General features: G+C 44.7%; 25 protein-coding genes and 1 riboswitch. Of the genes, 12 read left to right on the top strand and 13 right to left on the bottom strand.

Translation table 11 applies throughout. The features are described 5' to 3' along the window. Positions 1-44: 44 nt before the first annotated feature. The 4 genes from thiQ to EKN56_RS14040 all read right to left on the bottom strand — a co-directional run bounded on the left by thiQ (position 45) and on the right by EKN56_RS14040 (position 4398). A complete protein-coding gene (gene thiQ / locus EKN56_RS14055) occupies positions 45-743 on the bottom strand; it encodes a thiamine ABC transporter ATP-binding protein ThiQ (RefSeq protein WP_130592358.1) in 699 nt (232 codons plus the stop codon). Continuing rightward, positions 727-2337 (bottom strand): thiamine/thiamine pyrophosphate ABC transporter permease ThiP, encoded by a 1611-nt coding sequence (gene thiP, locus EKN56_RS14050; protein WP_130592357.1) that lies wholly within the window; start codon positions 2335-2337, stop codon positions 727-729. Before thiP ends, thiQ begins: the two co-directional genes overlap by 17 nt. Then, a complete protein-coding gene (gene thiB / locus EKN56_RS14045; RefSeq protein WP_130592356.1) occupies positions 2313-3320 on the bottom strand; it encodes a thiamine ABC transporter substrate binding subunit in 1008 nt (335 codons plus the stop codon). Before thiB ends, thiP begins: the two co-directional genes overlap by 25 nt. A gap of 78 nt (positions 3321-3398) precedes the next feature. After that, positions 3399-3518: riboswitch (TPP riboswitch) on the bottom strand. 163 nt (positions 3519-3681) lie between these two features. Next, the gene (locus tag EKN56_RS14040; RefSeq protein WP_130592355.1) at positions 3682-4398 is read right to left on the bottom strand and encodes a DUF554 domain-containing protein; all 717 of its coding nucleotides are present in this window, start codon (positions 4396-4398) and stop codon (positions 3682-3684) included. Between the two features lie 647 nt (positions 4399-5045). On the opposite strand from EKN56_RS14040, the gene EKN56_RS14035 reads away from it, so the two are divergent. Together EKN56_RS14035 and EKN56_RS14030 are read left to right on the top strand one after the other, a co-directional pair. After that, on the top strand, positions 5046-5348 hold the full coding sequence (locus EKN56_RS14035; protein WP_130592354.1) for a DUF5862 family protein: 303 nt from the start codon (positions 5046-5048) through the stop codon (positions 5346-5348). A 361-nt stretch (positions 5349-5709) separates the two neighbouring features. After that, positions 5710-6717: a sigma-54 interaction domain-containing protein gene (locus tag EKN56_RS14030; RefSeq protein WP_130592353.1), complete on the top strand. Its 1008-nt coding sequence runs from the start codon at positions 5710-5712 to the stop codon at positions 6715-6717. Positions 6718-6738: 21 nt separating this feature from the next. Here the strand turns inward: EKN56_RS14030 and flgN are convergent, their stop codons facing one another. The 4 genes from flgN to EKN56_RS14010 form a co-directional block, all read right to left on the bottom strand. Next, on the bottom strand, positions 6739-7110 hold the full coding sequence (gene flgN / locus EKN56_RS14025) for a flagellar export chaperone FlgN (protein WP_246020083.1): 372 nt from the start codon (positions 7108-7110) through the stop codon (positions 6739-6741). Positions 7111-7112: 2 nt separating this feature from the next. After that, entirely contained in the window at positions 7113-7421 is a 309-nt protein-coding gene (locus tag EKN56_RS14020; protein WP_168189658.1) for a flagellar biosynthesis anti-sigma factor FlgM, read from the bottom strand. Between the two features lie 181 nt (positions 7422-7602). Then, positions 7603-8190: a hypothetical protein gene (locus tag EKN56_RS14015; protein WP_130592350.1), complete on the bottom strand. Its 588-nt coding sequence runs from the start codon at positions 8188-8190 to the stop codon at positions 7603-7605. Further along, a complete protein-coding gene (locus tag EKN56_RS14010; RefSeq protein WP_168189657.1) occupies positions 8165-9136 on the bottom strand; it encodes a winged helix-turn-helix domain-containing protein in 972 nt (323 codons plus the stop codon). Before EKN56_RS14010 ends, EKN56_RS14015 begins: the two co-directional genes overlap by 26 nt. A 1100-nt stretch (positions 9137-10236) precedes the next feature. On the opposite strand from EKN56_RS14010, the gene EKN56_RS14005 reads away from it, so the two are divergent. Next, entirely contained in the window at positions 10237-10953 is a 717-nt protein-coding gene (locus EKN56_RS14005; RefSeq protein ID WP_130592348.1) for a FliA/WhiG family RNA polymerase sigma factor, read from the top strand. Between the two features lie 188 nt (positions 10954-11141). Here the strand turns inward: EKN56_RS14005 and leuD are convergent, their stop codons facing one another. The 4 genes from leuD to leuA all read right to left on the bottom strand — a co-directional run bounded on the left by leuD (position 11142) and on the right by leuA (position 15884). Further along, positions 11142-11744, bottom strand: coding sequence for a 3-isopropylmalate dehydratase small subunit (leuD, locus tag EKN56_RS14000; protein ID WP_130592347.1), 603 nt, complete (start codon positions 11742-11744; stop codon positions 11142-11144). A gap of 12 nt (positions 11745-11756) precedes the next feature. Next, complete coding sequence (gene leuC / locus EKN56_RS13995; RefSeq protein WP_130592346.1) at positions 11757-13157, bottom strand: 3-isopropylmalate dehydratase large subunit; 1401 nt, start codon at positions 13155-13157, stop codon at positions 11757-11759. A gap of 1 nt (position 13158) precedes the next feature. Further along, a complete protein-coding gene (gene leuB / locus EKN56_RS13990) occupies positions 13159-14250 on the bottom strand; it encodes a 3-isopropylmalate dehydrogenase (RefSeq protein ID WP_130592345.1) in 1092 nt (363 codons plus the stop codon). 80 nt (positions 14251-14330) lie between these two features. After that, on the bottom strand, positions 14331-15884 hold the full coding sequence (leuA, locus tag EKN56_RS13985) for a 2-isopropylmalate synthase (RefSeq protein WP_130592344.1): 1554 nt from the start codon (positions 15882-15884) through the stop codon (positions 14331-14333). Between the two features lie 429 nt (positions 15885-16313). On the opposite strand from leuA, the gene cybC reads away from it, so the two are divergent. The 3 genes from cybC to EKN56_RS13970 all read left to right on the top strand — a co-directional run bounded on the left by cybC (position 16314) and on the right by EKN56_RS13970 (position 19201). Next, on the top strand, positions 16314-16700 hold the full coding sequence (gene cybC / locus EKN56_RS13980) for a cytochrome b562 (protein ID WP_130592343.1): 387 nt from the start codon (positions 16314-16316) through the stop codon (positions 16698-16700). Continuing rightward, complete coding sequence (locus EKN56_RS13975) at positions 16701-17207, top strand: cytochrome b/b6 domain-containing protein (protein WP_130592342.1); 507 nt, start codon at positions 16701-16703, stop codon at positions 17205-17207. It begins immediately after the preceding gene. Positions 17208-17401: 194 nt separating this feature from the next. Beyond that, positions 17402-19201, top strand: coding sequence for an AMP-dependent synthetase/ligase (locus EKN56_RS13970; RefSeq protein ID WP_130592341.1), 1800 nt, complete (start codon positions 17402-17404; stop codon positions 19199-19201). 256 nt (positions 19202-19457) lie between these two features. Here EKN56_RS13970 and EKN56_RS20960 read toward each other — a convergent pair whose 3' ends face one another. After that, on the bottom strand, positions 19458-19613 hold the full coding sequence (locus EKN56_RS20960; protein ID WP_168189656.1) for a hypothetical protein: 156 nt from the start codon (positions 19611-19613) through the stop codon (positions 19458-19460). Between the two features lie 214 nt (positions 19614-19827). On the opposite strand from EKN56_RS20960, the gene ilvI reads away from it, so the two are divergent. The 6 genes from ilvI (at position 19828) to ftsL (ending at position 25487) form a co-directional block, all read left to right on the top strand. After that, on the top strand, positions 19828-21546 hold the full coding sequence (gene ilvI / locus EKN56_RS13965; RefSeq protein WP_130592340.1) for an acetolactate synthase 3 large subunit: 1719 nt from the start codon (positions 19828-19830) through the stop codon (positions 21544-21546). After that, positions 21546-22040 carry an acetolactate synthase small subunit gene (ilvN, locus tag EKN56_RS13960; protein ID WP_130593715.1) on the top strand — a complete coding sequence of 165 codons (495 nt, stop codon included), beginning with the start codon at positions 21546-21548 and terminating at the stop codon, positions 22038-22040. The genes ilvI and ilvN overlap by 1 nt, the downstream gene beginning before the upstream one ends. A gap of 192 nt (positions 22041-22232) precedes the next feature. Further along, a complete protein-coding gene (cra, locus tag EKN56_RS13955; protein WP_130592339.1) occupies positions 22233-23237 on the top strand; it encodes a catabolite repressor/activator in 1005 nt (334 codons plus the stop codon). A gap of 526 nt (positions 23238-23763) precedes the next feature. Continuing rightward, positions 23764-24222, top strand: coding sequence for a division/cell wall cluster transcriptional repressor MraZ (gene mraZ, locus EKN56_RS13950; RefSeq protein ID WP_130592338.1), 459 nt, complete (start codon positions 23764-23766; stop codon positions 24220-24222). Positions 24223-24225: 3 nt separating this feature from the next. Next, complete coding sequence (gene rsmH, locus EKN56_RS13945) at positions 24226-25167, top strand: 16S rRNA (cytosine(1402)-N(4))-methyltransferase RsmH (protein ID WP_130592337.1); 942 nt, start codon at positions 24226-24228, stop codon at positions 25165-25167. Beyond that, a complete protein-coding gene (ftsL, locus tag EKN56_RS13940; RefSeq protein WP_130592336.1) occupies positions 25164-25487 on the top strand; it encodes a cell division protein FtsL in 324 nt (107 codons plus the stop codon). The genes rsmH and ftsL overlap by 4 nt, the downstream gene beginning before the upstream one ends. Positions 25488-25504 lie beyond the last annotated feature (17 nt).

The following is a 25504-nucleotide window of genomic DNA, read 5'->3' as shown; positions in this document are numbered from 1 at the left end:
TATTGGGTGTTTGCGGAAGCTTACTCAATATCAATAACTGAGATTTAGATAGTCACACCCAATATGCGTGCCGCATCGGATTTTCCACGGAGAAGGTCCTGTGTTGAGTCGTCATAAACGATATTACCTTCGACGACCAATAGCGTTCTTGGTGCGATACGCGCTGCATCATCCAGATTATGCGAAACCATCATCAATGTGAGTTGTTGTTCGTCACATACGCTTTCCAACAGGGATAGCATGTCATAGCGTAAAGCGGGATCCAGAGCAGAGAAAGGCTCATCTAAAAGCAGAATGGGTTTATCTCTGACCAGACAACGGGCCAGAGCGGTACGCTGACGCTGTCCACCGGAAAGCTGAGAGGGCAAGCGGTCAAGATAATCAATGAGTCCTACCCGACGGCAAATTTCCAGCCGTTTCTGTTGTTGCTCTGGCGTTAGTTTAAGGCCTGGATTAAGCCCCAAACCGATATTTTGCTCAACGGTAAGATGAGCAAACAGATTATTTTCCTGAAATAACATAGAAACCGGACGTTGAGCCGGAGGCGTATGGCTGTGCTCAATATTGTTTAGCCATAAACTGCCGCTTTCAGGCATAACGAACCCGGCAATCAGATGCAATAAGGTGCTTTTTCCGGCTCCACTGGGGCCAAGAACCGCAACTCGCTCACCAGCCTGAATATTCAGGTTAAAACACATGGATAGCGGTGGATAAAGATAGCTTAATTTATTCAGGGCGATCATGGCTACGTCCGGGAAGTCGTTCAATCAAAGTGAACAGGAAAAAGCACAGCAGTAATAACAGTAATGCCGTTACGGCACCCGATTCACTGCGATAGTTTCCCAACTGTTGATAGAGATAATAGGGTAAGGTGCGGAATTGTTCATTGCCGAACAGCGCGATAACGCCAAAATCACCGATGGACAACACGCTGGCAAAGGCTAATGCCTGAGCAAGAGGCCGCTTCAGCGCTTTTAATTCGATCCACCGCAGTCGATTCCAGCCTGTTAATCCTAAGGATAAGTTAAGTAAAGTGTAGCGCTCTCCCAGATCGCGCATTGGGTTTTCCAGGACTTTTAACGCATAAGGAATTGCCATCAGCGCATTAACCAGTATTACGATGCCATCAGCGGAGTCAGGTAGCCCTGTAGTACTGTTCAGCAGCAAAAAGAAACCGGTGGCTAACACAATGGCCGGCATAGCTAAAATGACCATGCCGCTGATTTCGAGTCGGGCCCCCCAGAGGCTGTGGCGTAAGCGAAGTTCTCTGCTGCTCCACAATAGCATCATGGTTAGCGTCAGGCTGAGTAATCCGGAACCCACAGCAATGCGCAATGAGGTGAATAATGATTGCCACATGGCGCTTTGTTGCAGCACTTCAAACGCCGCACTGTTAATACCATCCAATACTACGGCCGCCAGCGGAGGAACCAGCAAACATAACGTCAGGAAAATAAGCAGGCCATCGATTATTTTACTTAACCGGGAGTCTTGCCTGTCCCTCCACTGTTGACCATAGGTATTTCCCACGGGTAACGACGGATTGAGACGTTGGCAGAGCAGCACAATCGACAGGCAGCAAATCAGTTGAATTAACCCTAATAAAGCGGCGCGCTGTGGATCGAAGTCATAATGCAGCGCCTGATAAATAGCCAGTTCAACGGTGGTTGCTTTAGGGCCGCCACCGAGGGAGAGTACAGTAGCAAAACTGGCAAAACATAACATAAACACCAGCGCACCAGTTGGCAGGATTTGGCGCTTCAGGGCGGGCCATTCAACAAACCGAAAACGTTGCCATGTGTTCATACCTAATTGTGCTGCGAGTTGGCGTTGTTCAACCGCAATACCCTCCAGCGACTGGAGAAGAAGTCGGGTTGCTAAGGGTAAATTGAAGAACGTATGCGCCAGCAAAATGCCCTGTAATCCATAGGGCGAAAAACCATAGTCGAACCCCAGAGAGCTTAGTAAATTAGCCAGCCAGCCTCGTTGGCCATATACGCTAAGTAAACCAAACACGGCGACCAGCACCGGTAATACCAGCGTCATTGCGCACAGGCGTAACATCAGCGTTCTGCCAACAAAACGTCGGCGATAGAGTGCCCGGGCAACAAAAATAGCCGGTATTAATGATACCAATACTGACAGAAATGCCTGCCAGAAGGTGAAGCGTACCACATGCCACAGGTAGCTATCGTTCAATAGTTGTCGGATATCTCCGGTGGGAGAGTAAAACCACAGCGCCGCAAACGCCGCGAACGCAACGCTGAGGATCAGCGTTGCGGCAATCAAACCCGGCCAGAGCCAGCAGGGAATTAGCGGCTGACGGCGTTTTGCCATGCCTGAATCCATGAACTGCGGTGTTGTGCTACATCTTCTGGGCTAAACTCCAGCGTTGCTGTTGGTTTCGCTGTTTGAGTAAACGCTTCCGGTAGTGGGATATCGATAACCGGATACATCCAGTTAGTGGTTGGAATTTCCTGTTGGAATGCAGGCGTCATCATAAAGGCCATAAATTTAGCCGCCAATTCAGGCTGTTTGCTATTCGCCAGCAGACCGGCAACTTCAACCTGCATATAGTGACCTTCACTAAAGCTGGCTGCGACATAGCGATTATCTTTCTCTTCAATCACGTGGTAGGCCGGAGAAGTGGTATAGCTGAGGACTAAATCCGCCTCGCCTTTAAGGAACAGACCATAGGCATCACTCCAGCCTTTGGTTACGGTAACCGTTTTCTTCGCCAGTTTTTGCCAGGCCTGTGGAGCCTTATCGCCGTAGACTTTTTGCATCCACAACAGTAGACCAAGTCCCGGTGTGCTGGTGCGTGGATCCTGATAGATGACTCGCCATTTTTCCGGGCTTTCAATTAACTCATTCAGGCTTTTAGGCGGCGTCTTTAGCTTTTCTGTATTGTAGACAAAGGCGAAATAGCCATAGTCATAAGGGATAAACGTATCGTCTTTCCAGCCGCCCGGTAAGGTGAGTGAGTGGGCATTTACATCCAGCTTGTGCGGGACGAACAGGCCTGATTGCTTTGCGGCAACCAGCAAGTTGTTATCTAAACCCAGAACCATATCTGCGGTACTTTTTTTACCTTCCATCTTTAAGCGGTTAAGCAATGAGACGCCATCAGCCAGCGGAACCAGCTTTAATTCACATTGACACTGTGCTTCGAAGGCTTTTTTAATCTTTGGGCCAGGGCCCCAGTCAGAGGCAAAAGAGTCATAGGTATAAACCGTCAGCGTTGGGCGGTTTTCCGCCCCATTGGCCAGTAGCGGACAGATGACAAGAAGTCCGATTGCGGTAATGAGTTTTTTAAACACTTTGTACTCCCCTAAAAAATATCAGTCGGAAACAAAGGTCTTTGAGTAATTTAAGCTATTCAGTGGGCAGATGAAAAAACTGAACAGACTCTCAAATCCCTCCGCCGGGATTAACCGGATCAGGTTCGACGGGTATGGTCTGGTGTGATTGCACACGATAAACACATTCTCAGCTTTACTGCACCCCGTTGAGAAGGGCACATTGTAGAGTCTGTTTTGCCCATGGGGAAGGGGATTATGATTGGGAGTGAATACTAACTTATTTATTACGATTATCGACTATCCGTTGGTGAGTGAAAAAATCATAAATACAGAACCCGGAGAGAGCGGTTTATTACCCTCCTTCCGGTGATGTCTGTTATTAGCCCATAAATTTATGCCAGTACAAAGATATAGGGATAATAATGATTAAAGCGGGTAAGAAATTGACGACGGCAAAGGTTTTTATCTGAGCGATGCGTAATCCAACCGCAATCATAATAATACCTCCGCAGGCGGAGAAATCCCCCAGCGTAATCTCTGTCATATACGGCATAATTAAGCGAGCAGAAAAATAGAGCCCACCCTGAACCAAAAGCTGAGGAATCGCGATAGACATGACGGCCGCCCCCATGGAGGTGGCAAAAATCATGGCGGTGAAGATATCCAGAATGGATTTAACCACCAGCAGTTGGTAGTTACCCGTCATCCCTTCGGTGAGCGCACCGACGATACCTGTGCCACCAGCACAAAACAGAACGATTAATGCGGTAAAGTTTTGGGTGTAAAGTTCCGGCGTCATACTATGGTTACGTACGGGAATAATTCGAGCCAATCCACGCTGTATCAGGGAGCCGAATTTTTGTACGCCTTTCTCCATGTAGCATATTTCACCGATGGCCAGCCCCACGATCAATGCAAGTGCAACAGCAGGCAATTGCTGAACTTTAATGGTCATTACTACACCCATGGCAATGGATATCATGGCAAATGCAGCGGGCAGGCCATCCTGCAAACGTTTAGGCATCAGTGGTGCTAAAAAAAGACCTAATCCTCCGCCGACAAAAACGGCTGCGCTGTTCAGTAATGGACCAACCATAATTTCTTCCTACTTTTGTTTTTTTACAGGCAACGTCATCCTGTTACTTTGGGGATAGCATGGCTATCAGTACCAATAAGGGCTTGAGGATGGGCGTATATGGGGTTTGTTGTTGCCAGAAGGTACAGATTCAACAACAAAGAGTAATGTAGATGATATCTCATTTTATCTGAATTGTTTTTGCTTATTGTGGGTAAATTTATATCACGTAGCGTGTAAATCAAAAGTGACGGGAGATGTAATAGAAAACCAGAGTGATTATACGGAATGACGAGACAGAACCAGTGGCTTTTGATGCTTGTCAGGATAATCTTGTTTTTATTAGCTATTTATAAAAAATATATTTATCAGAAACTGACGTTAATATATTCTGCTTTATAGCTGAAATAATATTCATATATTTGTAAAAATAAGTATTTTCTAGGTATTTTACTTATTTTTAATTTAATCTTTATTTAATCGATAAGTATTATTTGCGCCATTTTAATGCATTAATCATCAGGTCTTATATAGGATATAAAATTAGTTTAAATCAATAGAAATAAAAAAATCATTTGTGATAAAAATAATCACGCCTTAAAACTTTGAGGCTTTTATTTCGACCATCAGCTTTTGATTGGTTAATATATCTATAAAAGGGAATTATCATGCGTGAATTACAAAACAGTGAAATTGAACAAGTAAGCGGTGCTTGGGCTGCAAACTTTACTGATGCTCTGGAAGGTGCTTTAGTTGGTTTCGGCGAAGGCTTCTCAACTGGCCTGGGTTTAGGCACTAAAGTTGGTGGTTCAGGTGGCGGCGTATTAGGCTTTGGTCTGATCGGTTCTCTGGTTGGTGCTTTCGTTGGTCCAGTTGTTGGCGGCGTTTACGGCACAATCGGTGGTTTTGCTTTAGGTAAAGATGAAATCAAATCTATCGCTAAAGACTACCGCGACGCGTTCACTCGTTAATCTGTTTTTAGATTATAACTTGTGTTTAAAACAGAGAGCCTGGCTCTCTGTTTTTCGTTTCTGGCTATAATGATTTTAAAATGAAAAGGTACTTTTAAATATCACTGGCTGCCATCTAATTAGTCTCCTTCCGTACGATAATGATCAAAAACAATTAGCCTGCAAAGCTAACTAATTGCTCAACGCTATGATTTATAAAAATTAATTTATTAATAATTGATTAATATGATTCAACGCTTTTAAGGTGCGTATACTTGCCTGGATTCAAAAAAGAAAATTCGTTAACAGGTCAATTATATAATTTAAAGTGTGTCACTTGATTAACGAATGATAGGAAATTATCTTAGTCAGGTGAAATATTATGCATCCAAAACTAGTTTCTTCTGCAAGTAACAGCACTTTCGTTGCTATTTCTCCTGCCTCTGTAAATTTGTTTTCTCAAGCCCAAAAGATCGCTAAATACCATGTTCCGGTGTTGATTACCGGGGAGACAGGCACGGGGAAAGAGTGTATTGCCCGATATATTCACCAGCATGCTTTTGGCAAGGATACTGCCCCTTATGTTGGCGTAAACTGTGCAGCTATTCCGGAAGATATGCTGGAAGCCATGTTGTTTGGTTATGAAAAAGGCGCCTTTACTGGTGCGGTAAGCAGTATGCCGGGAAAGTTTGAATTAGCGAATGGTGGAACACTACTTCTGGACGAAATTGGCGATATGCCGTTATCGCTTCAGGCCAAATTATTACGCGTTTTACAAGAGCAAGAAGTGGAGCGATTGGGGAGCCACAAGAAGATTGCTTTAAATATTCGTCTTATTGCCTCTACCAATAAAATACTGGAAACGGAGATTGAGCAAGGGCGTTTCCGACAGGATTTATTCTATCGTTTATCGGTTGTTCCTATTCATATATTGCCATTGCGGGAACGTCCGGAAGATATTTTACCGTTAGCTAAGCGTTTTATTCGTAAATATAGTTCTTTCTCGGATGATGTTCTTCATTTGGATGAGTGTGCAGAACAGGCGCTTTTACGCCATGCTTGGCCAGGTAATGTACGGGAGCTGGAAAATGTTATTCAGCGAGGCATTATTATGAGTAATGGCGGGCTAATTCAGCATATGGATTTAGGGCTAAATAGTGGTCTTGTCTTCGAGATATCTCGTGCTTCAGATTTATCAGAACCATCAATAAAAAATTTAAAAACTCACGGACGTTTGGCCGAACATCAATACATTATGGACTTGTTGAAGCGGCATAAAGGGAGCAAGTCTAAAACAGCACAATTTCTTGGTATTACGCCTCGGGCGTTGCGCTATCGACTTGCCTCTATGCGTAAGCTGGGTATTGATGTGGAGTGTATTTCGTCATAGTGCTGTATATCTACTAACTTATTATATCCGGGTAGATAATATCTGATGGTTATGTGCGCTAAGCGTACTGCATTCATGCATTCGCTGCATGATATCGTTCCATAATTCTTTCGCCTGAATATGATGATTTGCAGGCAAGCGAGAAAATAGAAACAGAATGCCTTCGTCATGAGGAGGAATGCACAAGTTTTTTAGTGTTGAAATGCGTTTCTGTGCGGACTTGGTCAACTGATGATAAATATGACTAATACGTTGATTGAGCTCATCTATTGCATCTGTTTTCCGTGCGGTAATCATAGTCTGTTGTTGTTTTAGTAATAAAATAAGCTTGATATAAGATCTTCGATCCAGCTGAAGTTCCGTCAGCAATTCCATAACTTGCTCTTGTAGCATTTTCACTTGTCTGTGCCCCGATAATATTCCAGGATTGCGTTGGCAATGTGCTCTGGATTGACGCCTATTCTTCCAAGTTTGAGTGCTGTTTTAATCGTTGTGACTTTTTGAATATCGATTTCCGGCAAAATTGCGAGTATTCGCAAGGCTTCTTTCAGATGTGAAGGTGATGCTTCCTCTGTTTGTATATCATGACTTCCTTGCAATGGTTTAGCTAAGGTTGACTGGTTTTTACTGTGATATACAAATAGATGTGGGTGAGTTTCTTGAGTATGAGTCGCTTTCATAACGCTTCCTTTGGCTTGCTTCATCAGACGCAAGCCATCTGCTGTTATCATCGAACGTATAGAGTTACGTTCCCTGGTAAACGGGCACTTACCTGATTTTATTCAGGTGAGTGCCGGTTTTGTCATACTCAGGTTAAGCGGTTGTGCCTGGCTAAAACTTTAATCGTTTTATCAGGAATTTTATTTAAGGTGACTTCGAGCTCTGTCAGAATGACCAAAAGGATTTTTTTGCCGTCGTATTATTAGGGTCCGGTATCATACTGACCGGTGAACCATCAATATTGGATATCTTACCTTCAACCGCACTATTGGGATAAACAAATAGTAATCCGTTCTGAGAAACGATTAGCTGGTCGGTTCCTACCGCATAGCTACTGAGCGCCAGGCTACGTTGCTTATTAATATCTATTACACTATTGATCAATTCGTCGTGCTCTGGATTGTAATAATAGAGCGGTGTGAATTTGAAATCAGGATATTTATCGTAATGATTTTCTTCATCCAGTATCATTTTGCCTTTAAAAATGAATCGATCATCCGTTGGGTTGGTTATGCTGACTAACAGATTCTCAATACCAGAATAGAGACGAATGTTATAGATTTCGTCTTTTTCAGACAGCAGATCATAAAAACCAATTTGTGTGTTGAGATTGATATCGGTTAGCGAGGGTACCCTGACACATTCTGGCACAGTATATGGCCCGGCAGATACGGTTCCAATACATAACCCAGTCGTAACTGTCAGAAATAATAGTATTTTTAATTTATTAGCTATGACAAGTAACCAATTCATTTAATTTTCTCTCTGTTTCCCGATAAACCAAGGTATTCAATTTTTGGCTGTTAACCCGCCAGTGAAAAATGTTCATGCTAAGTTCTTTACTTTCACAGGCTGACTGAATTGAGAAGGTGTAATGCAGCATTGCATCGGTAGCCCGGTAGTAAGCATGAATAATGGTTTTTGAGTTACTCAAATGCTGGTTAATTTTATTCAGCGACTCTTTTAGCCTTTCAGGCACGCTATAAGGCTCTTGCTGGTTTGGTGTAGATTTCTTTGTTACATGGTGAAGTATTATATGGTCATAAGGCTGAACCTGGTCTCTTAATACACTCATTCCATCCGGAGGGGAAATAGGTTTGGGAGAGCTTAATAATATTTTGTTAGAAATCAGGGCGATCAGTATTATTGCTGCTATTGCAAAAAGATATTTCTGTTTTTTTGCCAGAATAGCGGTGACTTTACGTGTCTTAGCTGGAATTTCTTCCTGTTTAAAGTCGTCAACCAGATAGGCTTCTTCAGCAATAATTTCAGTTCCTGTTTGATGCTCTGCTGATTGATATTCAATCAGTTCGGTATCTTTGATATCAGTATCAAAAGGAGCTTCCTCGTTAATGATTTCACAGGTTTCATACTGGCAATACTCTTTCTCCAGCAAATAGCCTTTTTTGGGAATAGTTTTAATAATACGCTGATGTTTGCCGTTATCATCCAGTGCAGATCTCAGAGCATGAATAGCATTCGGTAAACTGTTATTACCAATAACTCGATTTTCCCAAACCAGATTAGTGAGTTGCTCTCTTGAAAGTACGGTCCCTGCATGTTGTGCCAGGACGTCCAGTAGCTTTAACTGATATTCACCAAGGCGTTTAACTTCCTTTGTTTCTCTGTGGTTAATCGATCCTTGTTGGAAATCGATTAACCAACCGTCGATGAAACAGTGTGTGTTAGTTACGTTCATTTGAATGAAATCTAGCCTTTTCAAGTTGTGTTTTAAGTAAGTGATGCTATAGGTAATTTGATATAGAGAGGTGAAGGAATAGTTATTCCGTTTCAATAAGTGTTTTATCATTAAAACAATGAAGAGTTCCATTCAGGCAGGAGAAACGAAAGGGTGTTAAAAATGTCTGGTTAATTATTAATCCTCAAGCGGAGATTTCAGACAGTTGTATAACGTTTATTTTAACCTTTACCTAATTATCGTATATTCGATGGCTATATTTTTACGCGAATACTTATAAGCATTCAATTGTTTTGAAATAATACTGATATTAATAGTTGTAACAAAATGAGATTTTCTTGTTTTTTGATTATTTAATTTATTGATTTTATTTGTTTTATTTTCATTAATTGTTTTTGTTAATTATGTCTACAGGCGTTGAGTTGAAGAATTTATCTCTGTGCTAATAATGTTTTTATTGTTGACTATTTGTTGTTTTATTATTTTGTTTTGTTAATTTTAAAGTGTGATTTGATACATGTATGATATTGGTTTATTGAGTTTCTTAATGATAATAATTACTGTTTTTAATTTTGAATAGTATTAAAAAATATACATCATTAATCAGTGCTAAGTGGTGCTATAAAATAATGTTTTATGCTGAGATTTTATAGGAGGTTGATTGAAATACCCACTAATTTATAGCGGGTATTATTTAATAAATAATTTCATTTTTTTAGATGCGTTTTTATAAGTGCTCATAATTAATTTATAAAATTTATTCATACTATTATTTTTCCTAATTATTTCATCACGTAGCTAATCTTTCGGAAATGCGGAAGGTGGTGATTTTCCTGTTTTCCGGAAGTGTTGCTTCCTCTATTTATCTATTTCATTGTTTTTTAAAACAATAACTTTTGGCATGTGAATTGCTATAGAAAGCTTAGGGAATAGCCTGAGAAAAATCAGGAAATTTTTAAAGCATTAGCGTCATGACCATCCAAAACAAAGGATACATGAGCATTCACATGCCAGCGGGCTTGCTGGCCTAAAAAATGGATAAGCAAAAGGACATGTTACTACCAGGTAACAGCAGCTTTTGATAGGGAGTAACAGACCACATGCAAACCACAGCACGCAATATAGTAGACATTAAAGCCCCTGTTTCAATGAGTTCTCAGGAAGAAGGGCAATATTTGCAATGCTATTTGCCTTTGGTAAAACGAATCGTCAATCAGCTAGCTTATCAGGCAAATAGCGTTATGGACCGTCAGGATATGGAACAAATCGCACTGATGGGACTGTTAGAAAGCCTGAGACGTTATGGCCGCCCCGATGAACAATTCGCGGCTTATGCGGTACATCGGGTCAGAGGCGCAATTTTAGATGAGCTTCGCCAGCTAGACTGGCGACCACGCAGTTTACGCCAGAAAACTCATCGATTTAATGACGCCATTAGAGAATTGGCTAAAAAACTGGGCAAACAGCCAGATTTTGAAGAGATCTCAAGTGCTTTAGGTATTTCAGCGAAGGAGTATCTGGAATATCAACTGCTGGAAGGCGCAAGAGCAATGGAGAGTCTGGATGAACTATTAATGCCGGAATCGCATTGTGATGCGCTACAAAGCCGCTCTATTGAAGATCAGGAAGTCACGCGAAGAATGTTTGTTGACGCCATTCGTTCGCTGGATGAAAAGGAGCAAATTATTTTGCGCCTGTACTATCAGGAAGATATGAACCTGAAGGAAATTGCGCTGGTTATGGAATTAACCGAGGCGCGTATTTGTCAGATAAATAAGAAGATATCTGAAAAAATCAGACGTTTCTTCTATCAGTAGTTGTTATTGGGTGTTTTGTCGCTGCTGATAAATCAGCAACTGTGAATATTCCGTCCGTAAAAATGATATTGCTCATATCACCGTTGTACTCGGCCGGAAGACCACCGGTACTCTGCTGTGGAGCGTGAGCACTGTTCAAACAGGCCAGCATATTGCTGGCCTGTTTGTTTTTGGTTTAATTCCACCAATTACCGTAAAAATACCGGCTGTTTAGCCTCATAATCGCTGATAGCGTCATTATGCTGTAGTGTCAGACCGATACTATCCAGCCCATTAATCATGCAATGTTTACGGAAAGCGTCGATATTGAACTCATAGCGTTTACCACCGGCAATCACCTGCTGGTTTTCCAGATCGACGGTAAATTCAACGCCTTCCTGGTTGGCGACCAGCTTAAACAGCTCATCGACTTCAGCTTCAGTTAAAATAACCGGTAACAGCTGGTTATTGAATGAGTTTCCGTAAAAGATATCAGCAAAACTGGGGGCAATAACCACTTTGAAGCCGTAATCGGTCAAAGCCCAGGGGGCATGCTCTCGCGAAGAACCACAGCCAAAGTTTTCACGGGCCAACAAAATTGAGGCACCCTTATAACGCGGCTTATTTAAAACAAAATCAGGATTCGGCTTTTGACCTGCATCGTCCAGAAAACGCCAGTCGTTAAACAGATGCTGACCAAAACCGGTACGGGTTACTTTTTGCAAAAACTGTTTAGGAATAATGGCATCGGTATCGACGTTTGCTGCATCTAACGGAACTACAATGCCGGTATGTTGAGTAAATTTAGTCATGTTGTAGTCTCCTTAGCTCAGCTTGCGAATATCGGCAAAGTGACCAGCAATTGCTGCCGCTGCGGCCATTGCCGGACTCACCAGATGAGTACGTCCACCGCGGCCTTGACGGCCTTCAAAATTACGGTTACTGGTTGATGCACAGCGCTCTCCCGGTTCTAACCGGTCATTATTCATCGCTAAACACATGGAACAACCTGGTAAACGCCATTCAAAACCCGCATCAATAAAGATCTTATCCAGACCTTCTGCTTCAGCCTGAGCTTTGACCGGACCTGAGCCAGGCACGACCATTGCTACTACACCAGCGGCAACTTTGTGGCCTTTGGCGATAGCGGCAGCAGCACGCAGATCTTCAATACGAGAGTTAGTGCATGACCCGATAAAGACTTTATCAATAGCGACATCGGTCAGTTTAGTTCCCGCTTTTAAATCCATATAGGCCAGCGCTTTTTCTGCTGATGTACGTTCAACAGGATCGCTGAAAGACGTTGGATCGGGAATGCTTTGATCGATAGCCATGACCTGACCCGGATTGGTTCCCCAGGTTACTTGTGGTGCGATGTCGGCGGCATTCAGGGTAACGACGGCATCAAATTTAGCACCGTCATCAGATTTCAAGGTGCGCCAGTAATCGACGGCGGCATCCCATTGTTCTGCTTTAGGGGCAAATTGACGACCTTTAACATAGTTAAATGTAGTGTCATCCGGAGCAACCAGACCGGCTTTAGCACCCATTTCAATCGCCATATTACACAGGGTCATACGGCCTTCCATCGACAGCGCTTCTATGGCTTTACCGCAGAATTCCACCACATAACCGGTACTACCGGCATGACCAATTTTACCGATAATAGCCAATACAATATCTTTAGCCGTAATGCCTTCGGCGGTATCACCCTGAACTTCAATCTTCATGGTCTTAGCCCGAGCCTGTTTCAGGGTTTGAGTCGCTAAAACATGCTCAACTTCAGAAGTACCAATCCCAAAAGCCAGCGAACCGAAAGCACCGTGGGTCGCAGTATGAGAATCGCCGCACACAATGGTCATGCCCGGCAACGTCATGCCTTGCTCCGGTCCGATAACGTGAACAATGCCCTGATAAGGATGGTTCAAATCGTATAAAGAAACGTTGAACTCTTTACAGTTCTTAATCAGTTCCTGCATTTGGATGCGAGCCATCTCGCCACAGGCGTTAATGTCTTTGGTTTGCGTGGAGACGTTATGGTCCATGGTGGCAAAGGTTTTTTCCGGTTGGCGTACCGGACGGTTCATTGCCCGTAAACCATCAAAAGCCTGTGGTGAGGTGACTTCATGCACCAGATGGCGATCGATATACAATAATGGTGTTTCGTTCGGCGCTTCATAAACAACGTGGGCGTCGTACAATTTTTGATACAGTGTTTTAGCCATTTTATGCCCCCTGAGCGACGAACTGAGCGATGATATCGCCCATCTGACTGGTGCTGACAGACTTGCCGTTACCGGCTAAATCTGAAGTACGGTAACCTTGCTCTAATGCCTGATTGATGGCTTTTTCGATGGCATTAGCGGCATCATCAGCATTCAGGCTGTAGCGCAACAATAATGACAGCGAAAGGATTTGAGCTATCGGGTTGGCGATATTTTTTCCGGCAATATCCGGTGCAGAACCACCTGCTGGCTCATATAAACCAAAGCCTTTTTCGTTCAGGCTGGCTGATGGCAGCATTCCCATTGAACCGGTAATCATGGCGCATTCGTCTGACAGAATGTCACCAAACAGATTGGAACACAGCACCACATCAAATTGAGAGGGTTCTTTCACCATCTGCATGGTGGCGTTATCAATATACATATGGTTTAACGCGATATCCGGGTACTGTTTAGCAATTTCAGTGACCACTTCACGCCATAAAATAGAGCTTTGTAATACGTTAGATTTATCAATAGAGGTGACTTTGGCGCGACGCTTACGGGCAGCTTCAAAAGCGATATGGGCAATGCGTTCAATTTCAAAACGATGGTAAACCTCAGTATCAAAGGCTTTTTCTTGTGGGCCAGAACCTTCACGACCTTTAGGTTGACCGAAATAAATACCGCCGGTTAACTCGCGGACACACAAAATATCGAAACCTTTATGGGAAATATCGCTTCTTAACGGACTAAAGTCTTCTAAACCCTGATACAAACGGGCAGGGCGTAAATTACTGAATAACTGAAAGTGTTTACGTAAAGGCAACAATGCACCGCGTTCTGGTTGCTCTGCCGGTGGCAGATGTTCCCATTTTGGCCCACCTACGGAACCAAACAAAATCGCATCTGCCTGCTCGCAACCGGCTACGGTTGCAGCGGGTAATGGCATGCCGTGACGATCGATGGCAGCACCACCTACATCATATTCATTGGTGGTAATCTTGATATTAAAGCGCTGGCGAACAGCATCCAGTACTTTGATTGCCTGCTGCATCACTTCCGGGCCAATGCCATCTCCGGGCAATACTGCAATGTGGTAAGAACGCGTCATAATTGCTCCATACTTTATGGTTGTTTTGTTGCAACAAATGTTGTTGTAGCTAATGTTTGCTTAAAAATAAAAGGTAAATATTACTCGGCAGTTTGCGCCAGGCGTTGTTTTTGCACTTCCACCTGTTGAGCGCGCCAGATATGATTCAGTACGTGAACCAGTGCCTGAGCAGAAGATTCAACGATGTCCGTTGCCAGACCAACGCCGTGGAAACGACGCCCTTCATACTCAGCAACAATATCTACCTGACCTAAAGCATCTTTTCCCTGACCTTTCGCAGTTAATTGGTACTTCACAATAGAAATAGGGTAGTCAGCAATACGGTTAATTGCCTGATAGACCGCATCTACCGGGCCGTTACCCGTTGCCGCTTCAGATTTGATTTCACCACCGCAGGCCAGGCGCACAGAGGCGGTTGCCATCAAATTAGTACCTGACTGCACGCTGAAGTAATCCAGTGCGAAATGGTCCTGTTCTTCCTGCTGCTTACGAATGAATACCAGCGCTTCTAAATCGTAATCAAATACCTGACCTTTTTTATCCGCCAGTTTCAGGAAGGCAGCATACAAATCGTCCAGAGAGTAATCATTTTCGCTATAACCCATGGCTTCCATACGGTGTTTCACTGCTGCGCGACCGGAGCGGGAGGTCAGGTTCAGTTGCACCTGACTGAAGCCAATAGATTCCGGCGTCATGATTTCATAGGTTTCGCGGTTTTTCAGCACGCCATCCTGATGAATACCGGAGGAGTGAGCGTAGGCATTAGAACCAACCACCGCCTTATTGGCCGGAACAGGCATATTACACAACTGGCTAACCAGCTGGCTGGTGCGATAAATTTCCTGATGGTTGATGTTGGTGTGTACGCCCATGATGTCCTGACGTACTTTAATCGCCATAATGACTTCTTCCAGTGCACAGTTACCCGCACGTTCACCAATACCATTGATGGTTCCTTCCACCTGACGGGCACCCGCCTGAACGGCAGTAATCGAGTTAGCTACCGACATGCCTAAATCATCGTGGCAGTGAACGGACAGGATTGCTTTATCAATATTAGGTACGCGCTGATACAGGGTTTCGATAATGTTGCCAAACTGGCGAGGTACGGTATAACCCACGGTGTCCGGAATATTAATGGTGGTAGCACCGGCGTTAATGGCGGCTTCTACCACGCGACACAGGTTATCAATTGGGGTACGGCCAGCATCTTCACAGGAGAATTCAACGTCATCGGTGTAGTTACGGGCTCTTTTAACGGAACGAACGGCCATTTCCATGACATCTTCAAAAGAGCGCTTCAGTTTGGATTCGATATGCAGGGTGGAGGTGGCTAAAAAGACGTGAATACGGAAAGCTTCGGCTACGCGCAATGCTTCTGCTGCAACATCGATATCTTTATCGACGCAGCGCGCTAATGCACACACCCGGCTATTTTTGATCTGTCGGGCAATGCTTTGCACCGATTCAAAATCACCAGGAGAAGAGACCGGAAAGCCAACTTCCATTACGTCTACGCCCATACGCTCTAACGCCATGGCGATTTGCATTTTTTCTTTTACGCTCAGGCTTGCCTGTAAAGCCTGTTCGCCGTCTCGCAGGGTGGTATCAAAGATAATTACTTGCTGGCTCATATTCCGTACCTTCTGTTTTGAAATCGTTTAATCGGGTTAAAACTTCCTGCGAGGCCAAAAAAAAACCCGCGCAGGTAGCGCGGGTTTCTTGTGTTTTTTCTGAATCTAATCAGTTCGTCTTCCACAAGCCAGCCGCGCAACAAGATGCGAGGAGGAGGAGGCTGAGAAAACGAATAGATGCAAACATGCGATTCAGTACTCTTTATAAAAAATTAAGTAGTGGGGTAAATTGATACTGGATTGCTGAGTTGTTGTCAACGGTTGTTTTGTGTTTTAACTAAAAAAATGTTCGATAGCGGTAAGCAAAAAAAACGATGTGATGATTAACAGATTCTTTTTCCCCTCTGATTACCCCTTTCTCTTTACAGCAACTACACTTACTAAAGTTGTGTGATTTATTGAACTTTCTTAGCGTTATTATGGGGATGTATGAGGAAATGGTTAGTTGCAGCGATGGGTCTGACGGTACTGGCAACCAGCGCTCTTGCTCAGGCGAATGACGTCGAAGATCAGATGAAGCTGATTGCCAAAAATTATCGTACCGTATTGAATACCAATTCACCCGATGAGTTTAAACAGGGTTTAGTCGCCATGAAGCAGGCGGCACAAAAAGCGCAGCAGGGTACACCTGATAAACTGGAAGGGCAGGAGAAAGACAGCGCCAGCATGAAAGATTTTCGCCACGGTCTGGACACATTAATCGGTGAGATTGATGGGGCTACCGCTTTAGCCGATTCCGGTAAGTTTGACCAAGCCAAACAGGCGGCAGAACAGTTCAAGCAAACCCGTGACCAATACCATAAGAAGTATAAGTAAATGATTCAACGTTGGGATTGGCTGGTCAGAACCACACACTGGTGTGTGGCGTTAGGTTTTTTGATCAATCGACTGCATATTACTGAGCCGGGAAAAACACTACATCAAATCGTGGGGTTGAGCGTTGCTACATTGGTAATTGTACGTTTGATATGGGGAATGACGGGCGCAAAAGGACCGGCTCGTCTTTCGGCTATTGTCCCAACCTGCACGGCAATACGTCAGCATCTGGAGGAGGTGCGTCAGCGCTCGGCTCACCGAACTCTGGGGCACAATCCTATTGGCGCTATCAGCATTTGGCTATTTTGGTTATTGCTACCATTAGTGGCGTTCACCGGATGGGCTCAGGGTACCGCTTTAATGGATCGCTGGCCGGTGGATGAATGGCACTACTGGCTGGTTAATTTAGTGACTATCTTGGTTATTTTACATATTTTGGCGGTAGTGACCCTTTCTGTTTGGCTTAAGCGCAATTTGATTGTTGCTATGTTACCGGGCAGACGTTAAACACGCCTCTGCGACACTTCCTTTTCTTCTATAAATATTCATCCTTTAGATCGCTGTTTCTAAGGGATTTTCAGCTTAAAGTTTGTAACCATTCACGCATATTTAGTTAATTCTCATTGACCCGCACTCGAGAAAATGTAGACTTCCCAACATAAAAATAGCGAACAGCTGTAAGCTGAAAATGAGAGTCATTTATGAACCAAACACTCAGGCAATTTCACCCGGTTGGGCGTGTGCAAGATCGTATCCAGCAAAACCCAGGCAGAATTGCATTCAGAGAGTGGGATCAACATCAGGAAAAGTCATTAAGCTGGCAGCAAATTGGTGAGCGTATTTCCCAAACCGCCAGAGCGTTATTAAGCACCGGTGTACAGGTTCAGGATCGTATTGCCATTTTTGCTAATAACAGTATTAACTGGGCGATTACTGATTTATCGATTCTTCATTTACGTGCTATTGCGGTCCCTATTTATTCGACTAATACACCGGTACAGTCTGCTTTTGTGATTAATGACGCACAGGTCAGAACGCTGTTTGTTGGCGCTCAGGCTCAAATGGATGCGGCATTAACTATTTGTGAGCTTTGCCCTCAGCTTGAAAGAATTATTGCGTTTGATAACAACATAGATTTACGCGGATGTGATATTGCCATTCATTTGGATGATTTTTGTCAACGAGCTGATGATAGCCACATGGCTGAATTTCAGGCACGCATTAGCGCTCGCGATATTGATGATTTGTTTACGCTGATCTACACCTCCGGCACTACCGGTGAGCCTAAAGGGGTGATGCTGGATTACCGAAATCTGGCGACTCAATTTTGCCTTCACGACGAGCGTTTAACCGTCAGTGCGGATGATATTTCTCTTAGTTTCTTGCCGTTATCTCATGTTTTTGAGCGTGCCTGGAGCCTGTATGTGATGCATGCAGGTGCTCAAAACGTCTATTTACGTGATACCGCTTTAGTACGTGAAGCCATGTCAGACGTGAAACCTACCGTGATGTGTGCGGTGCCGCGGTTTTATGAAAAAGTCTTCTCAGCGATTTATGACAAGGTCGCTCTGGCTCCATGGCATCGTCGTGCCTTATTCCATAGCGCACTGTGGTGTGGTAAGCGTAAATTTTGGTCTGCTCATCAGGGCAAAAAACTTAATCCATTGATGGCTGCGGCTCATCGTCTGGCCGATAAGTTGGTGTTGAAAAAATTACGTGGCGTATTGGGTGGAAATATTCGCTTTTTACCTGCGGCGGGTGCCAAGCTGGACGACAACATTATTCTGTTCTTCCATGCGGTAGGACTGCACATTACCTACGGTTACGGTATGACTGAAACCTGTGCCACAGTATCCTGTTGGGAAGAAACCGGTTTTCGTTTTGGCTCTATTGGTCGTCCATTACCGGGTGTTGACGTGCGCATTGGTGACGAAAATGAAATTCAGGTACGTGGCCCGATTGTTATGCGTGGTTACTATAATCGTCCGGAAGAGAGCGCCGCGGCATTCACGGCGGATGGCTGGTTAAAAACTGGTGACGCCGGTACGCTGGATGAGTCTGGCAATCTGTTTATTACCGAACGTATTAAAGATTTAATGAAGACTTCGTGCGGCAAATATATTGCCCCACAGGTGATTGAAGGAGCATTAGGTCAGGATCGCTTTATCGATCAGATCGCAGTAGTCGCCGATGCTCGTAAATTTGTTTCTGCACTGATTGTTCCCTGTTTTGTCAGTCTGGAAGAGTACGCCCGTTCCATGAATCTGATTTATAAAGATCGGATGGAACTATTGCGCAATAGCCATATTGTAGAGCTGTTTGAACAGCGTCTGAATGAGCTGCAAAAGGAGCTGGCGCGTTTTGAGCAGGTGAAGCGTTTTACGCTGTTGCCTGATGCTTTCAGTATGGAGTTAGGTGAACTGACTCCGACGCTTAAACTGCGGCGTAAGGTGATACTTAATCGTTATCAAAATGAGATTGAGTTGATGTATAGGGAATAGCGGTAGGTATTGCCGATTTATAAAGGCGCACGTAGTGCGCCTGACACTGCTGAAAAACCAGATAAATTGGCTTCAATGAATATTCCGGCTGTAAAAACGAAGTTGTTCATATTACCGTTGTGCTCGGCCGGAAGACCATCTGTACTTTAGTTCCGATAGCTCCGGGCCTAGTCCGCCCAGGGGCACTTCGTTGGCTTACGCCAAGTAGACCCCAACGGCGGCCTCTCCCTCCGATTGGCTGCCAGACATAAACCCATCAAACTTTGTTAGCAATCTGAGGCGTACGTTGTGCGCCTTTTTTTCTGGCTTTTGCTAAATGTGTGGTTTTTAAATCGGAATAGTCAGGTGGAGAATAACCGATTATTCTGCCGGTTATCGGCTTAATGGCTTGAAAAACTTTCTTTTTAATCATGAAAGAATGCTTTTGCCAGTATGGATAGACGGCGGTATGGTAATAAGCTAACCCTTGACTATCTTTTATGTGATGTCTTTTGATAGTGCGATGATCCGAGGGCAGTGATACACAAGCAGGTCAGACAAGATCAATAACATGGGGAAAACCCTGTATTCCGCCTTATGGCTTATTATCGCCTGAGTGCACAACAACAATAACCTGGAGGAAACCCATGGAAACGTTATCCGGAGCTGAGATCGTTGTCCGATCGTTGATTGATCAGGGGGTTAAGCATGTATTTGGTTATCCGGGTGGAGCCGTGCTGGATATCTATGATGCATTGCACACGGTAGGCGGTATTGACCATGTGTTAGTGCGCCATGAACAAGCGGCTGTACATATGGCTGATGGTTTTGCTCGGGCAACTGGCGAAGTGGGGGTGGTGCTGGTGACTTCGGGGCCGGGGGCAACCAATGCCATTACCGGTATTGCTACCGCCTATATGGATTCCATTCCGCTGGTGGTACTTTCCGGTCAGGTAGCGACTACCTTGATAGGTAACGACGCCTTTCAGGAATGCGATATGGTGGGAATTTCCCGCCCAGTGGTAAAACATAGCTTTTTAGTTAAGCATGTAGAAGATATCCCTATGGTGCTGAAAAAGGCATTCTACGTTGCCAGCACCGGTCGTCCGGGTCCGGTAGTGGTTGATTTACCCAAGGATATTCTCAACCCAGCGATTAAGATCCCCTATTCTTATCCCGATCAAATCTCGATGCGTTCCTATAATCCAACGGTGCATGGACATCGGGGACAAATTAAACGCGCTCTACAAATCCTGCTGGAGGCAAAAAATCCGGTGGTATATGTGGGCGGTGGCGCCATTACTTCTGGCTGTGATGCGGAATTAAAGACACTGGTAGAAACGTTGAATCTACCGGTAGCCAGTTCATTAATGGGGCTGGGTGCTTTTCCTTCAACGAATAAACATTTTGTTGGTATGTTGGGGATGCACGGCACCTATGAAGCCAATATGACTATGCACCACTCTGACCTGATCTTTGCGGTTGGTGTGCGTTTTGATGACCGTACTACCAACAATCTGGCGAAGTATTGCCCGGGGGCAACGGTATTGCATATTGATATTGATCCCACCTCAATTTCTAAAACAGTGAATGCCGATGTACCAATCGTTGGTGATGCTAAGCAGGTGCTGACTCAGATGCTGGAGCTGCTAAAACAGCGAGATCCTGAGCAAGGGTTTGAGAATCTGGATAGCTGGTGGCAGAGCATTGAAGAATGGCGCTGTAAAAAGTCGCTGGCTTACGATCACAGCGGTGATCGCATCAAGCCACAGGCAGTGATTGAAACCCTGTACCGTTTAACTCAGGGTAATGCTTATGTAGCTTCTGACGTGGGTCAGCATCAGATGTTTGCTGCGCTGTACTATCCGTTTGATAAGCCTCGCCGCTGGATTAACTCTGGTGGTCTTGGCACCATGGGCTTTGGTCTACCCGCTGCGCTGGGCGTTAAGCTGGCATTACCAAGAGAAACTGTGGTTTGCGTAACCGGGGATGGCAGTATTCAAATGAATATTCAGGAGCTATCTACCGCGCTGCAATATGATTTGCCTGTTGTGGTGCTTAACTTGAATAACAAATTCCTCGGCATGGTAAAACAGTGGCAGGACCTGATTTATGCAGGCCGTCATTCTCATTCCTATATGGACTCGCTGCCTGACTTTGTCAAACTGGCGGAAGCCTATGGTCATGTAGGGATCTCCATCAGTAAACCGGAAGAGCTGGAAAGCAAACTGGCGGAAGCACTGGCGATTAAAAATCGTCTGGTGTTTGTTGATGTTGCCGTTGATGAAAGAGAACACGTCTACCCGATGCAAATTCGCGGCGGTGCAATGGACGAAATGTGGCTAAGCAGAACGGAGAGGAGCTGATTATGCGCCGTATATTATCAGTACTACTGGAGAATGAATCCGGCGCTCTGTCGCGGGTGATTGGCCTGTTTTCTCAACGGGGATATAACATTGAAAGCCTGACCGTCGCGCCAACGGACGATCCGACTCTTTCGCGTATGACGATTCACACTAAAGGTGATGCGAAAGTATTGGAGCAGATAGAAAAACAGCTGCATAAGTTGGTTGATGTTCTGCGGGTATCCGAACTGACCGATGGTGACTGTGTTGAACGTGAAATCATGCTGGTGAAATTGCGTACTTCCGGTGACGGTAGGGAAGAGGTTAAGCGCTGTGCAGACATTTTCCGTGGGCAGATCGTGGATGTTACATCCTCGTTGTATACTGTTCAGCTGGTAGGCACCAGCAGTAAACTGGATGCGTTTTTAGCCGCTATTCGTGAAGCCGGTGAAATTGTTGAAGTTGCCCGTTCAGGAATCGTTGGTGTTGGACGCGGTGAGCGGATTATGCGTTAACCATTTTTCAGACAAAAACAGGGGCTCTGCCGGTGGCGTAGGGCTTTTTATTTTGTATTACACTGACTGAATGGATTAAGCAGTTGCTGAATCGTCATATCTTGGGTTAGATCTACATTACTTAAAGCCATTTATATTATTATGGTTATTATGCCACCAATGACGGGGCGAATTGATACTTAAGGGGTTAACGTGAAACTGGATGAAATTGCGCGTCTCGCTGGTGTTTCACGCACGACGGCCAGCTATGTCATTAATGGCAAAGCCAAGCAATATCGTGTGAGCGATAAAACAGTTGAGAAAGTCATGGCGGTAGTCCGGGAACATAATTATCAACCTAATGCGGTTGCTGCTGGCTTACGTGCCGGTCGTACACGTTCTATCGGGCTGGTTATTCCTGATTTAGAAAACACCAGCTATACAAGAATTGCTAACTATCTTGAACGTCAGGCGCGCCAGCGGGGCTATCAGTTGCTTATAGCCTGTTCTGAAGACCAGCCGGATAATGAAATGCGCTGCGTTGAGCACTTATTGCAACGCAAAGTGGATGCCCTGATTATCTCCACCGCGTTGCCGCCGGAGCATCCGTTCTATCAGCGTTGGGTAAACAGTTCTCTACCGATTATCGCTCTGGACCGTGCGTTGGATCGTGAGCATTTTATCAGCGTTGTTGGGGCTGACTACGAAGATGCAGAAATGCTGGCGTCAGAGTTACGTAATTTTAAAGCAGATAGCGTGGCCTATCTTGGTGCATTACCTGAATTATCCGTCAGCCAGTTGCGTGAGCAGGGGTTCCGTCAGGCGTGGAAAGGGGACAAGCGTCAGGTTAGCTATATTTATGCCAACAGTTATGAGCGTGAATCAGCAGCAGAAGTGTTTAAAAACTGGCTGGAATCGAATCCGATTCCTCAGGCAATTTATACCACATCATTCTCATTGCTACAGGGTGTGATGGATGTGATCTTGCAGAAGCAAGGGCGCCTGCCTGCCGATCTGGCGATTGCCACTTTTGGTGATAACGAACTGTTGGATTTCCTTGAGTGTCCGGTATTATCCGTTGCTCAACGTCACAGAGAAGTTGCAGAACGAGTATTGGAGTTAGTACTGGCAAGTATTGATGAAACTCAGAAACCAAAACCAGGACTGACACGCATTCGACGCAGCTTGTTCCGTCGCGGCAGTTTGAGCCGCGTATAGTTTGTAAAGTATTTAAGAGTATCACTTTGATAATCTGAGAAAACCATAAGGGGCCTGCAATTGGCCCCTTATTTTTGTTGTCAGTAAGCGGTATTGAGCTTACTCCAAAGCGTTACGTTATGTTACTATTACGCGCTAAAGTATCGGTAAGATTGACGAGTAAAATAGCCAACCACATCTATTCCCTTCCATTCACATCAGATCGTGTCAGATTTATGCTGTAGTGGTTATAGAAACATTTTTTTTATATTAACGGATTTTTTATTGATTGATTGCCAACGCTGTTAACCGCCAGCTACTCTGATATTGAATTAATTAAATAATTATTATTATTCATATTGTTAGTTTGATTTCTTTAAACTTAACACGCATTTATTCTATTTTCAGAAAGCTAAATAGCCCCTCTATTTAGTGTAAAGTCGCGGTTCTTCGTCTTGACAAGCTTTTAATACCCTCCGTAAACTCTATTCAAGTGGGAATTTGTGGGGTAAAGTGGTAAAACTTGTCGCGAAGGAGTGACCCGCCCATGTTTCGTGGAGCAACAACAATAAATCTTGATAGTAAGGGGCGATTAGCTATCCCCACTCGCTATCGGGATTCACTGCTGGATGAATGTGAAGGACAATTGGTATGTACCATTGACCTCCATCAGCCGTGCCTGTTGCTTTACCCCCTCCCTGAATGGGAAAAAATTGAACAGAAGCTATCCCGGCTATCCAGCATGAATCCGGCAGAGCGCAGAGTACAGCGCCTGTTATTAGGCCATGCCAGTGAATGTCAGTTGGATAGCGCTGGTCGTGTATTGATAGCGAATACATTGCGGCAACATGCGCTTTTAGTAAAAGAAGTGATGCTGGTCGGGCAGTTCAATAAATTTGAACTGTGGAGTGAAGAGGCCTGGTATCAACAAGTTAAGGAAGACATCGAGGCTGAGCAGTCTGCTAAGTCACCTCTCTCAGAGCGGTTACAGGATTTTTCATTATAAGCTATGTTGAATAATTATCAGCACACCACGGTGCTTTTGGATGAAGCAGTTAATGCCTTAAGCATTCGACAGGATGGTATCTATATTGACGGTACTTTTGGCCGTGGTGGACACTCGCGCCTGATCCTATCCCAGTTGGGACCTCAGGGGCGTCTGATTGCAATAGACCGCGACCCTCAGGCGATTGAAGCCGCATCTGCAATTTCAGACTCTCGTTTCTCCATTATTCATGGTCCTTTTTCCGAGCTGGCCAGCTATGTCCGCGACCTTGGCTTAGAAGGCAAGATAGACGGCATTCTGCTGGATTTAGGCGTCTCTTCCCCACAGTTGGATGATGCTGAACGCGGTTTCTCATTTATGCGTGATGGGCCACTGGATATGCGTATGGACCCGACACGTGGTCTGTCAGCGGCACAGTGGCTGCTAAAAGCGGAAGAAGAAGACATTGCCTGGGTACTAAAAACCTTTGGTGAAGAGCGGTTTGCCAAGCGTATTGCCCGGGGCATCGTTGAGCGTAATCGTACCGAGCCAATGACGCGCACTCATGAGTTGGCAGAAGTTATTGCAACGGCAACCCCGATTCGTGACAAACATAAGCATCCGGCGACTCGTAGCTTTCAGGCGATCAGAATTTATATCAACAGTGAACTGGAAGAGATTGAGCGCGCGCTGGATGGTTCTCTGGAAGCATTGACGGAAGGTGGACGCCTTTCCGTTATCAGTTTTCATTCACTGGAAGACCGTATTGTTAAACGTTTTATCCGCCAACATAGCAAAGGGCCACAGGTTCCGGCGGGAATTCCGTTGACTGAAGAGCAGTTAAGACAACATGGCGCAAGAAAATTAAAAGCGCTGGGAAAAATGATGCCGTCTGAGCAGGAAGTGGCCGATAACGCACGGGCGCGTAGCTCGGTGTTGCGTATTGCCCAAAGGACCGCTGAATGATATCGAATGAGCGCCACAGTTTAGCCAGCATCATCGGTGATGATTTGCTGCGTAACGCAAAGTTACCACTGTTGCTGACTGTGTTGGTTCTGGTATCAGCGATTGCGGTGGTGTTATCCAGCCACCGGACACGTTTGCTAACCGCAGAGCGTGAACAACTGATTTTAGAACGTGAAGCGCTGGAAATTGAGTGGCGTAACCTGATTCTGGAAGAAAATGCGCTGGCTGACCATAGCCGTATTGAACGTCTGGCTAATGAAAAGCTGCAAATGCTGCATGTAACACCGGATCAGGAACAAATAGTTATCCAGAAGCAATAAAAGTACTGGTAAAACAG

The organism is Limnobaculum zhutongyuii (genome assembly GCF_004295645.1).
Lineage (GTDB): Bacteria > Pseudomonadota > Gammaproteobacteria > Enterobacterales > Enterobacteriaceae > Limnobaculum > Limnobaculum zhutongyuii.
This window is presented reverse-complemented; position numbering and strand designations above follow the sequence as displayed.

Bases quoted from the DNA above. Each gene is read 5' to 3' on its own strand.
- thiQ (WP_130592358.1), bottom strand. From the start codon at position 743: ATGATCGCCCTGAATAAATTAAGCTATCTTTATCCACCGCTATCCATG.
- thiP (WP_130592357.1), bottom strand. From the start codon at position 2,337: ATGGCAAAACGCCGTCAGCCGCTAATTCCCTGCTGGCTCTGGCCGGGT.
- EKN56_RS14040 (WP_130592355.1), bottom strand. From the start codon at position 4,398: ATGGTTGGTCCATTACTGAACAGCGCAGCCGTTTTTGTCGGCGGAGGA.
- EKN56_RS14035 (WP_130592354.1), top strand. From the start codon at position 5,046: ATGCGTGAATTACAAAACAGTGAAATTGAACAAGTAAGCGGTGCTTGG.
- EKN56_RS14030 (WP_130592353.1), top strand. From the start codon at position 5,710: ATGCATCCAAAACTAGTTTCTTCTGCAAGTAACAGCACTTTCGTTGCT.
- flgN (WP_246020083.1), bottom strand. From the start codon at position 7,110: ATGCTACAAGAGCAAGTTATGGAATTGCTGACGGAACTTCAGCTGGAT.
- EKN56_RS14020 (WP_168189658.1), bottom strand. From the start codon at position 7,421: ATGAAGCAAGCCAAAGGAAGCGTTATGAAAGCGACTCATACTCAAGAA.
- EKN56_RS14015 (WP_130592350.1), bottom strand. From the start codon at position 8,190: ATGAATTGGTTACTTGTCATAGCTAATAAATTAAAAATACTATTATTT.
- EKN56_RS14010 (WP_168189657.1), bottom strand. From the start codon at position 9,136: ATGAACGTAACTAACACACACTGTTTCATCGACGGTTGGTTAATCGAT.
- EKN56_RS14005 (WP_130592348.1), top strand. From the start codon at position 10,237: ATGCAAACCACAGCACGCAATATAGTAGACATTAAAGCCCCTGTTTCA.
- leuD (WP_130592347.1), bottom strand. From the start codon at position 11,744: ATGACTAAATTTACTCAACATACCGGCATTGTAGTTCCGTTAGATGCA.
- leuC (WP_130592346.1), bottom strand. From the start codon at position 13,157: ATGGCTAAAACACTGTATCAAAAATTGTACGACGCCCACGTTGTTTAT.
- leuB (WP_130592345.1), bottom strand. From the start codon at position 14,250: ATGACGCGTTCTTACCACATTGCAGTATTGCCCGGAGATGGCATTGGC.
- leuA (WP_130592344.1), bottom strand. From the start codon at position 15,884: ATGAGCCAGCAAGTAATTATCTTTGATACCACCCTGCGAGACGGCGAA.
- cybC (WP_130592343.1), top strand. From the start codon at position 16,314: ATGAGGAAATGGTTAGTTGCAGCGATGGGTCTGACGGTACTGGCAACC.
- EKN56_RS13975 (WP_130592342.1), top strand. From the start codon at position 16,701: ATGATTCAACGTTGGGATTGGCTGGTCAGAACCACACACTGGTGTGTG.
- EKN56_RS13970 (WP_130592341.1), top strand. From the start codon at position 17,402: ATGAACCAAACACTCAGGCAATTTCACCCGGTTGGGCGTGTGCAAGAT.
- EKN56_RS20960 (WP_168189656.1), bottom strand. From the start codon at position 19,613: ATGATTAAAAAGAAAGTTTTTCAAGCCATTAAGCCGATAACCGGCAGA.
- ilvI (WP_130592340.1), top strand. From the start codon at position 19,828: ATGGAAACGTTATCCGGAGCTGAGATCGTTGTCCGATCGTTGATTGAT.
- mraZ (WP_130592338.1), top strand. From the start codon at position 23,764: ATGTTTCGTGGAGCAACAACAATAAATCTTGATAGTAAGGGGCGATTA.
- rsmH (WP_130592337.1), top strand. From the start codon at position 24,226: ATGTTGAATAATTATCAGCACACCACGGTGCTTTTGGATGAAGCAGTT.
- ftsL (WP_130592336.1), top strand. From the start codon at position 25,164: ATGATATCGAATGAGCGCCACAGTTTAGCCAGCATCATCGGTGATGAT.